Origin of the sequence: Asanoa iriomotensis (genome assembly GCF_016862515.1) — a bacterium.
Classification (GTDB): Bacteria; Actinomycetota; Actinomycetes; order Mycobacteriales; family Micromonosporaceae; genus Asanoa; species Asanoa iriomotensis.
This window is the reverse complement of record NZ_BONC01000087.1, coordinates 19,068-28,753: the sequence shown is the minus strand read 5'-3', so window position 1 is coordinate 28,753 and position 9,686 is coordinate 19,068. Positions and strand designations below refer to the sequence as shown.

General features: G+C 70.0%; 10 protein-coding genes. All 10 read right to left on the bottom strand.

What is annotated here, in order from left to right; all coding sequences use genetic code 11:
• Positions 1-42: 42 nt before the first annotated feature.
• Entirely contained in the window at positions 43-921 is an 879-nt protein-coding gene (locus tag Air01nite_RS36190; RefSeq protein WP_203707903.1) for a DUF5926 family protein, read from the bottom strand.
• 54 nt (positions 922-975) lie between these two features.
• Complete coding sequence (locus tag Air01nite_RS36185) at positions 976-1,398, bottom strand: ATP-binding protein (RefSeq protein WP_239091210.1); 423 nt, start codon at positions 1,396-1,398, stop codon at positions 976-978.
• A 28-nt stretch (positions 1,399-1,426) separates the two neighbouring features.
• Entirely contained in the window at positions 1,427-2,887 is a 1,461-nt protein-coding gene (locus tag Air01nite_RS36180) for a sensor histidine kinase (RefSeq protein WP_203707901.1), read from the bottom strand.
• Positions 2,888-2,930: 43 nt separating this feature from the next.
• Positions 2,931-3,713 (bottom strand): glycerophosphodiester phosphodiesterase, encoded by a 783-nt coding sequence (locus tag Air01nite_RS36175; RefSeq protein WP_203707900.1) that lies wholly within the window; start codon positions 3,711-3,713, stop codon positions 2,931-2,933.
• Between the two features lie 4 nt (positions 3,714-3,717).
• Positions 3,718-4,056 carry a rhodanese-like domain-containing protein gene (locus tag Air01nite_RS36170; RefSeq protein WP_203707899.1) on the bottom strand — a complete coding sequence of 113 codons (339 nt, stop codon included), beginning with the start codon at positions 4,054-4,056 and terminating at the stop codon, positions 3,718-3,720.
• Positions 4,057-4,065: 9 nt separating this feature from the next.
• Entirely contained in the window at positions 4,066-5,019 is a 954-nt protein-coding gene (locus Air01nite_RS36165; RefSeq protein ID WP_239091209.1) for an LCP family protein, read from the bottom strand.
• Between the two features lie 181 nt (positions 5,020-5,200).
• Entirely contained in the window at positions 5,201-6,412 is a 1,212-nt protein-coding gene (locus Air01nite_RS36160) for an LCP family protein (RefSeq protein ID WP_203707898.1), read from the bottom strand.
• Between the two features lie 100 nt (positions 6,413-6,512).
• Positions 6,513-7,490 (bottom strand): NAD-dependent epimerase/dehydratase family protein, encoded by a 978-nt coding sequence (locus Air01nite_RS36155; RefSeq protein ID WP_203707897.1) that lies wholly within the window; start codon positions 7,488-7,490, stop codon positions 6,513-6,515.
• A 103-nt stretch (positions 7,491-7,593) separates the two neighbouring features.
• Positions 7,594-9,273, bottom strand: coding sequence for a monocarboxylic acid transporter (locus Air01nite_RS36150; RefSeq protein WP_203707906.1), 1,680 nt, complete (start codon positions 9,271-9,273; stop codon positions 7,594-7,596).
• Entirely contained in the window at positions 9,251-9,622 is a 372-nt protein-coding gene (locus Air01nite_RS36145) for a DUF485 domain-containing protein (protein ID WP_203707896.1), read from the bottom strand. Before Air01nite_RS36145 ends, Air01nite_RS36150 begins: the two co-directional genes overlap by 23 nt.
• Positions 9,623-9,686 lie beyond the last annotated feature (64 nt).

The window sequence follows — 9,686 nt, the reverse complement described above, 5'->3', positions numbered from 1 at the left end:
TCCGCCGCAGCCCGGTCAGCACCTCGATACAGACCCTTGGCGTCAGCGCAGGGTGAGCTGGCGGCCGACGAGGCCCTGGCGGGAGCGGCGGGCGGCCGCGTCGAGCGGGGAGGTGTCCGCGAGCGCGTCCTGGTAGCGCTTGGCGAAGGCGGCCAGCGGCGCCTCCCACTCGGCCGCCTCCGGGTCGCGCGGGATGTCCCAGACCGGCACCAGCAGGCCGTGCGCGCGGAACATGCCGGCGAACTTGGTGCCCTCGCCGAGCAGCAGGTCGCCGCCGGCCGACAGGCGGGCCAGGGCGCCCAGCGCGGCGTCCTCGCCGTCCGGGAGCACCCAGCGGATGTGGCCGCGGTCCGGGACCCGGCACCAGTACGCGGCCTTGGCCGCGGCCAGCCGCACCGTCGGGTAGATCGAGGCGTTCGCCCGTTCGAGCGACGCCTTGACGTTGGCGTCGTCACCGGCGTCGTCGTCGAGCCAGAACTCGAAGCCGTCGTGCAGCGTGATGTCCAGCGGGCCGTCGACGATCAGATCCTGGAGCCGCGGGCCGACACCGGCGTGCGCCGGCACCGAGACCGGGCTGCCCGGGTTGGTCTGCAGCGCCCGCACCAGGGCCACCGCGAGGTCCCGGGAGACGTCGCCGGACTGCACGTGCCGCTGGAGGCCCAGGAAGATCCGGCCGTCCGGCTTGGTCATCGCCGGCCAGGCCATGGGCAGGACGGTGGCGAGGGTGACCGGGCGGTCGCCGAACTCCTTGACCAGCTCCGGCGCGAGCGTCAGCGGCGCGGACGCGGCCGGGACCAGCTCGCGCAGGGCGATCCACTCGACCTCGTCGGCGAGGCCCTCGAAGGGGCGCGCCGAGAACATGTCGGGGGTCTTCTCCCGCTTGGGGGTGCCGTCGTTCTTGATCCGGCGCTTCTTACTCATGGGGAGACAGCCTATTGCCACCCCGGCGTAGCCGGGCGGTCGCGGGGTGGCGTTTCACGCCAGGGAGTGCGAGTGCTCACCTAGCTCGGCCCAGACGCTCTGGCCGCGGTTGTCGTGCTCGACACCCCAGCGGTTCGCCAGCGCACCGACGATCTGCAGGCCTCGCCCGTCGAGCGCCTGCGGACCCGCCTGGCGCGGGTTGGGACGCAGGCGGCCGCCGCCGTCGGTCACCCGCACCTGGACCACCCCGGCCGGGGTGACGCTCCAGGCCACCCGGATGACGTCACCGGGCAGGGGCCGGGCGTGCCGGACCGCGTTGACCACGAGCTCACCGGTCACGGCGATCACGTCGGCGAGCAGCTCGTCGGGCACCGTGCCGGCCAGCTCGGTGGTCAGCCGGTGTCGCGCGGCGCGCGCGCCGCGGGCATGGTGCGGCACCACCACGTGCCAGGACCGCTCGGCCACCGCCGTCGCCACTCCCGCCTCCATGTGCCGGCCCCACGCGTCAGCCGCGGGGGAGCCGGACCTCCGCGACGGTGCCGCCGCCGTCCCGTGGACGGAGTGACACCCATCCGTTCTGTCGCTCTATGACCCTTCGTACCAGGTAAAGCCCTAAACCAGCGCCTGGGAACCGCCGCCGGTCGCCCGACTCGGCCTGCCAGAACCGGTCGAACGCGCGCTCCACATGCTCGGGACGTACCCCGATGCCTCGATCGGAAACACGGAACACCACGGTGCGCTCGTCACTGTGCGCGGTCAGCTCGATCACCGTGCCGTCGCCGCTGTACTTGTCGGCGTTGGTCACCAGCTCGGTCAGGATCGTGGTGATCGTGCTGCGGTCGCCGATCGCCTTGGGCAGGTCGACCGGGAGCCGGACCAGCAGGCGGCGGCGCAACGCGGTGGGCAGGTCGCGTTCGGCCACCCGGAGCGCCTCGACCAGGTCGAACGGCGTGGGCGGGGAGCCGGTGGTCGGGCCGCTCTGGTCGGCCGCGGAGAGCAGCCGGTCGACCAGCTTGGCCAGCTCGCCGGCGCGCTGCCCGATCACGTCGGTGGCGTGGCGGCGCTCGTACTCGGGCAGCTCGTCCCAGTGGCTGTTCAGCGTGTCGGCGTACCCCTTGATCACCGTGACCGGGGTGCGCAGCTCGTGGCTGGTCAGGGCGACGAACAGGTCACGGTCGCCGTCGCGGCGGTGCTGGTCGCTGATGTCGCGGAAGGTGACGACGATCGAGTCGACGGTGCCGGTCAGCTCGCTCGCGGTGATCTTCAGCCAGCGGCCGTCGGCGAGGCGGTGGTCGAGCGTCTGGCCGAGCACCGGGATCGGGAACGGCAGCGTCGCGTTGAGCACGTCGGCGGTGCTGAGCCCGGTGACCTCCTCGGCGGCCGGGTTCCACAGCCGCACCTTGCGGTCGTAGTCGATGATCGCCAAGCCGTCGGCGAGGGCCGCCACGACGGGGCCGTCGCCGTGCACGGGCAGGCCGACCTGGTGGCCGTACATGTGTGCCAGGTTGGTGGCGACGAACTCGATCAGCGTGTGGTGCTCGATGGTGGGCAGGTCCTCGACCTCGCGGTAGAGCGCCTGCAGGCTGCCGACCACGATGTCGCCCAGGATCGCCCGGGTGACCAGCATCGTGTGCAGGCCGTGGCCGGTCGCCTGTTCCGGGAACTGCCCCTCGATCCGGTTCAGCGAGATCACCTGGGTGCGCAACCCGGTGAGCAGCCGCTTCGTCGTCGGTGACCCCTTGTCGACCGGGCGGCCCAGCGCCCACTCGGCCGCGCCGGTCGCGGCGACGATCCGGCCGCCGGACGGCCCGAACTCCGCGAAGGTCATGCCCGCGGCACCCAGCGCCGACTGTGCGAGCCGCAGCACGACGCCGAGGATCGGCAGCCCGGCCTCACCGGAGTTGATCCGTTCGATCACCTCGGCATGGCCGGCGATGAAGGCGGCATAGTCCGGTCGCGCGGGCACGTCCCGAGTGTGCCCAACCCGACGCGTAACGAAAAGGGCCGAATCAGCGGCCGATGTGCTGGAGCACGAACGCGGGCCGGTCGGTGATGATGCCGTCGACGCCCAGGTCGACCAGGAAGTCGATCTCGTCGGCCTCGTTGGCCGTCCACACGTAGACCTTGTTGCCGGCCGCCTGCAGGGTGCGGACCAGTCTGGGCCGGGCCTTGACCAGGTGGAGGCCGGGTCCGGCGATCCGGGCGCCGAAGGGCAGGGTGCCGCGCAGCGCCGAGGGCAGCAGCTCCATCAGCAGCGCGGTCGGCAGCCCCGGAGCCAGCTCGCGCATGCGGCGCACGGCCAGCGCCGAGAACGACATCACCGTGACCGCCACCTTCTCGCTGTCCCGGGGCTGGTCCAGACCGTGCCGGCGGAGCAGTGCGGCCAGCGCGCGCTCGACGTCGCCGCCGTGGTGGGTCGGGTGCTTGGTCTCGATCAGCACCTGCAGCTCGCGGCCCGCGTCGCGGACCATGCCGAGCAGCCGGTCGAGGGTGAGCAGCCGGGCCCGGTCGGGGTCCGCCGGGACGTCGGTGCCCGTGCGGCTGGACCAGCTGCCGAACTCGAGCGTGTCCAGCTCGGCCAGCGTGTGCCGGCTGACCCGGCCCTTGCCGTTGCTGGTGCGGTCGAGCCGCCGGTCGTGCACGCAGACCAGGTGGCCGTCGCGGGTCAGCCGGACGTCGCACTCGACGCCGTCGGCGCCTTCCTCGATCGCCTTCTGGTAGGCGGGGAGCGTGTGCTCCGGCAGCACCGCGGACGAACCGCGGTGCGCGAAGATCAACGGCGACTCGCCCAACGGATCAGACCACGCGGGCGGGCTGGCCGTCTTCGCTCACCATCGGACGGCCGGCCGACTGCCAGGCCTCCATGCCGCCCTCGAGGTTGCGCACGTTGTCCCAGCCCTGCTTGCTCAGATAGGTCACGACCTGTGCCGAACGGCCACCCATCCGGCACACGACCACCACGTCGGCGTCGGTCGGCACGTCGGCCAACCGGGCCGGCACCTCCATCATCGGCACGTGGTGCGCGCCCGGGGCGTGCCCGGCCATCCACTCGTCGTCCTCGCGGACGTCCAGCAGGTAGGCGTCATCGGGGACGTCCTGCGCACTCACCCACGGCACCGGTTGCGGTCTCCACACGCACCCAGCCTAAATGGCGTTCACCCACCGGGGGTTGGCGGCTGCCCAGGCGGCGACGTCGCCCTCGCGGATGGCCTTGAACAGGCCGTCCGCGTCCGGGCCGAGGACGTTGTAGGAGATCCCGTTGATCTGGGTGCCGCCGGAGGGCAGGCGGATGCCCGACACGTTCTCGGCCCGCATGTTGCGGAGCGAGAAGACCAGGTCATTCAGGGGTACGCCGTTCGTGTCGACGGTCATCGTCGCGCCGATGGCGCGGACGGTCTGGTCGAGCTTGAGCGGGTTGGCCAGCACCGCCGGATCGGTGAGCTTCTGCGCGATGGCCTTCAGGATCTGCTGCTGGTGGCGCTGGCGGTCGTAGTCGCCGCGGGGGAGTCCGTAGCGCTGGCGGGCGTAGTCGAGCGACTCCGCGCCGTTCATCGCATAGCAGCCCACGGGGAAGACGTGACCCGTGTGGATGGAGGTGACCTGCTGGTCGACGCAGACATTGACGCCACCGAGCAGGTCGACCACGCGCTTGAAGCCGGTGAAGTTGACGATCGCGGCGCCGTCGAAACGCACGCCGGTGAGGTTCGTGACGGTCGAGGAGAGGAGCTTGGCGCCGTCGGCTCCGCCGTACTGGAAAGCGGCATTGATCTTGTCCTGGCCGCCTTTGTAACCCGTTGGCGGGTACGCCGGGATGGTGACCCGCAGGTCGCGCGGTATCGAGATCAGGTAAGCCTTGTCGAGCCCGGCCGGTATGTTCACTATGACGATGGAATCGGCGCGATGCCCCGCACTGGGGTTCGCGTCCCGTTCGTCCGAGCCGATCAACAGGTAGTTGAGCGGCCCGTGCAGGCCACCGCTGCCGGTGCGGGCGCCCGAGTCGAGCAGGTCGGCCTTCTTGAGCGCGCTGTCGAGCCGCTCCGTCACGAGCTTGAGCCCGCCGAGGCTGAGCCCGGCCACGATGGCCAGCGCGAGGCCCACGACGATGAAGATCTTGGCCCAGCGTGGCCGCCCGGCCGGCGCACCCCCAGGTGCGCGCGGCCGCTGCTCCCCTTTGCGTCCCGAGCTGATGGCCCCTCCCGCCGCCTCGCCGTAGCGTCAGCTTAAGTCGGATATGTCGGGCCAGGGCCAGCCTTGTCGTTCGTCCGGATAGGTGCTGGTGTTACTTCTTGTTGGTCGCCACCCAGTCGGCCATCTTGTCCTCGGTCATCGCTTTGTACATCGCCAGCGCCTTGGTCCGGTCGGAGACGACCACCGATTCGCCGCCGATGGTCTGGCTGCCGCTGTAGGGGCTGGTCAGGAACTGCAGGTTCTCGCCGCGCAGGTTGCGGAACTGCAGCGCCATGTCGACCAACGAGAACTTCTCGTCGACGGTGACGGCGTTGGTGACCGCCTTGAGGAAGCTGTTGAGCTTGCCGGGGTTGGTCAGCGTGCCCGTGCTCGCCGCCTTGTCCATCAGCGCCCGCAGGAACTCCTGCTGGTGCCGCATCCGGGCGAAGTCGCCGTCGGGGAACTGCTTGCGCTGGCGGACCCAGTCGAGCGCCTCGTCGCCGTTCATGTGGTTGAGGCCCTTCTTGAACGTCCGGTACGGCTTGTGTATCGACTTGATGGTCCGCTCCACCTTGAGGTCGACACCCCCGAGCGCGTCGGTGACCTCCTTGAAGCCGGCGAAGTCGATCGCCATGACGTGGTCCATCCGGACGTCGGTGAAGCATTCGACGGTACGCACGGCCAACGGCAGACCGCCGAACGCGAACGCGGCGTTGACCTTGTGCCGCTCGGAGTCGGAGCACTGCGCCTTGGCCGACTTCGGCACCGGCACGTAGAGGTCGCGGGGGATCGAGACGAGGTACGCCTTGTCCTGCGAGGCCGGGATGTGCATCACGATGATCGTGTCGGCCCGCCACTGGCCCGCCTTGTCGAGCGCGGCGTCCGGGTCCCGGGAGTCCGTGCCGACCATCAGGATGTTGAGGGCGCCGGTGGTGGTCTTCGCCGGCCGGCCGTCGGTGAGCTCCGAGAACGGGTCGGTGCGGCCGATGTTGCCGTTGAGTGCCCGCACGTAGATCCACGTGCCGCCGGCGCCGAGCAGGCCGAGCACCACCAGGCCGGCGACCGCGACCAGAGCGATCCGGCCCCACTTGGGCTGCGGCCCCTTCCGGTACGGCGCGCCCGGGCGACGCGGCCCGCGCGGACCGCCGGGGCCACCGGGCCCGCCGGCGACGCGGGGACGGGTCTCGGTGCGCGCTCCTGGCACGACAGCCCGGCCGCTGATGCGGGTGCCGCTCGGCGCGCCCGACACCGGGGTGCTGGCCCCGCGGCCGGGCACCGAGGCGCGGCCGTAGGTGCCGCCGGACGATGACGTGGTCGCAGACATGTCACCCAGAGTACGAAGCAAACCTAGGCGCGGCTCACAACCAACGCCGGCACGGCACGAACTTAGTACCTAAAAAATTCGCGTTGACCTGGGCGTTTGGTTAAACGGCGCGGCGCTGGAAGTCGTCGATGGTGCGGCGGAGGCCGTCCTCAGGAGACACCGTCGGTGCGAAGCCGAGCTTGGTGCGCGCCAGCGTCAGATCGGGCCGGCGCATCTCGGGGTCGTCCGCGCCGCGGGTCGTGAAGGTCACCGTGGACGCACTGCCAGTCAGCCGCACGATCGTCTCGGCCAGCTCGCGCATCGACATCTCGTGCTCGGTGCCGCAGTTGATCGGGCCGACCTCGGTGGAGTCGAGCAGCAGCAGAATGCCGCGGACCAGGTCGTCGACGTAGCAGATGGACCGGGTCTGCGCACCGTTGCCGTGCACGGTGATCGGCTCGCCGCGCAGCGCCTGCGAGATGAACGTCGGGATCGCCCGGCCGTCGTCGGGCCGCATGCGCGGGCCGTAGGTGTTGAAGATCCGCACGATCGCCGCGTCGAGCCCGCGGTAGCGGTGGTAGGCCATGGTGGACGCTTCGGAGAAGCGCTTGGCCTCGTCGTAGACGCTGCGGATGCCGATCGGGTTGACGTTGCCCCAGTAGGTCTCGACCTGCGGGTGCACCAGCGGGTCGCCGTAGGCCTCGGACGTGGACGCCATCAGGAACCGGGCACCGTCGGTGACCGCGCGGTCGAGCAGGTGGAGCGTGGCGATCGAACCGACTCGGAGGATCTCGATCGGCAGGGTGGTGAAGTCCTTGGGGCTCGCGGGCGACGCCATGTGCAGGATCGCGTCGAACCGGCCGGCCATCGACGGGTGGTGGGTCGGCAACCCGTCGGCGATGTCGGCCTCGACCAGCGTGAACAGGGGGTTGTCGACCAGATGGGCGACGTTTTCCTTGGATCCGGTCACGAAGTTGTCGACGGCCACGACGGTGCACCCACGGGCGATCAGCACATCGATCAGGTGGGACGGGACGAAACCGGCACCCCCCGTCACGAGGATGCGATGACCAGCTCCGAAGCGTTGGGCAACCACCATGAGGCCAGACTACCGATCGACCGGATGTCCGACAGGCCCCGGGTTGCCCAAGGGCCCCGGCGGTGTGCCGCCGCCGGGGCCCGCGTGACCGACTCGCCGGAGGCTAGTGTGCGCCCGAGCCGGTCAGGGAACGGACTTCGAGCTCCGCGTACTTGGCGTCGTCGCGCTCCTTGGACAGGACCGTGCCGAGCCAGCCGCAGAAGAAGCCGAACGGGATCGAGATCAGACCCGGGTTGGACAGCGGGAACCACTGCCAGTCCGACTTCGAGAACATCGCGGTGGCGGAGCCCGAGACGACCGGCGAGAAGAACACCAGCACCACTGCTGAGATCAGACCACCGTAGATCGCCCAAACCGCACCGGACGTGTTGAACCGCTTCCAGAACAGGCTGTACAGGATCGCCGGCAGGTTGCCGGAGGCGGCGACCGCGAACGCCAGCGCGACCAGGAACGCCACGTTGAGGTTCTGCGCGAAGATCGACAGCAGGATCGCGACCGCGCCGATCACCAGGGCGGAGATCCGGGCGACGTTCACCTCCTGGCGCTCCGAGGCCTGGCCGTCCTTGATCACGTTGGCGTAGAAGTCGTGCGCGAGGCTCGACGACGACGCCAGCGTGAGGCCGGCGACCACGGCGAGGATCGTCGCGAACGCCACCGCCGCGATGATCGCCAGCAGGGTCGCGCTGCCGACCTCGCCGCCCAGGAACCGCCGCCCGAGTTCGGCGGCCAACTGTGGTGCGGCCGTATTGCCCGCCCGGTCCTGTGCGGTGATCGCCTGACTGCCGACCAGCGCCGCGGCACCGAAGCCCAGGGCCAGCGTGAACAGGTAGAACGTGCCGATGATGCCGATCGCCCAGAGCACGCTCTTACGGGCCGCCCGCGCGGTCGGCACCGTGTAGAAGCGGATCAGGATGTGCGGCAGGCCGGCGGTGCCGAGCACCAGCGCGATGCCGAGCGACAGCAGGTCCATCTTGTTGTAGAACGTCTGCGTCGCGTTGCCGGCCACTTCGACGCCGTAGCGCAACCCGGGTTCGAGGAACGCCTCGCCCTTGCCGGACGACTGCGCCGCGTCACCGAGCAGCGACGAGAGGTTGAACTTGAAGACCGCGAGCACCAGGATCGTCATCAGCAGCGCGCCGGTCATCAGCAGGAACGCCTTGACGATCTGGACGTACGTGGTGCCCTTCATGCCGCCGACCGTCACGTAGATGATCATCAGCGCGCCGACCAGCACGATCGTGGCGATCTTGGCCGCGTTCGCGTCCATGCCCATGAAGGTCGAGCCGGGCTTGATGCCGAGCAGCAGCGCGACCAGCGCACCGGCGCCCACCATCTGGGCCAGCAGGTAGAAGATCGACACGGTGATGGTGGAGACCGCCGCCGCGGTGCGGACCGGCTTCTGCCGCATCCGGAACGCGAGCACGTCCGCCATCGTGTAGCGGCCGGAGTTCCGCAGCAGCTCGGCGACCAGCAGCAGCGCGACGAGCCACGCGACCAGGAAGCCGATCGAGTAGAGGAACCCGTCGTAGCCGTTGAGGGCGATGATGCCGGCGATGCCGAGGAACGACGCCGCCGACATGTAGTCGCCACCGATCGCCATGCCGTTCTGGAAGCCCGAGAACGAGCGGCCGCCGGCGTAGAAGTCGGTCGCGGTCTTGGTCTGCCGGCTGGCCCACACGGTGATCGCCAGCGTGAAGGCCACGAAGACCAGGAACAGGATGATCGTGAGTGTACGGGCGGTGCTCCCGCCCGTGGCCGCCTCAGCCGCGAGGACCCTCATCAGGCGACACCTCCCCCAACTCCGCGTGGATCTCGTCGGCGAGCGGGTCGACCTTCTGGCTCGCGTAGCGCGCGTAGAGCCACGCGATCAGGAAGGTCGAGACGAACTGGAGCAACCCGAAGATCAGCGCCACGTTGATGTGGCTGCCGCCGATCCGGATGCTCATGAAGTCGCGCGCGTACGCCGAAAGGATCACGTAAAGCGCGTACCAGACGAAGAACGCCACGGTCATCGGGAACACGAAGCCGCGGAACGACTTGCGTAGTTTGCCGAACTCCGGGGAACGCTGCATGGCCAGATACCGATCCTCGGGGGTCTCCGTGGGAGCGGTGTCTCTCGCCTCCGTACTCATGTGTCACCACCTTCGCCAGGGGCGTCGGGACAGGGCTGAATGCCGCACGGTAGGAACGGCACGG

Bases quoted from the DNA above. Each gene is read 5' to 3' on its own strand.
- Air01nite_RS36145 (WP_203707896.1), bottom strand. From the start codon at position 9,622: ATGAGTACGGAGGCGAGAGACACCGCTCCCACGGAGACCCCCGAGGAT.
- Air01nite_RS36160 (WP_203707898.1), bottom strand. From the start codon at position 6,412: ATGTCTGCGACCACGTCATCGTCCGGCGGCACCTACGGCCGCGCCTCG.
- Air01nite_RS36190 (WP_203707903.1), bottom strand. From the start codon at position 921: ATGAGTAAGAAGCGCCGGATCAAGAACGACGGCACCCCCAAGCGGGAG.
- Air01nite_RS36155 (WP_203707897.1), bottom strand. From the start codon at position 7,490: ATGGTGGTTGCCCAACGCTTCGGAGCTGGTCATCGCATCCTCGTGACG.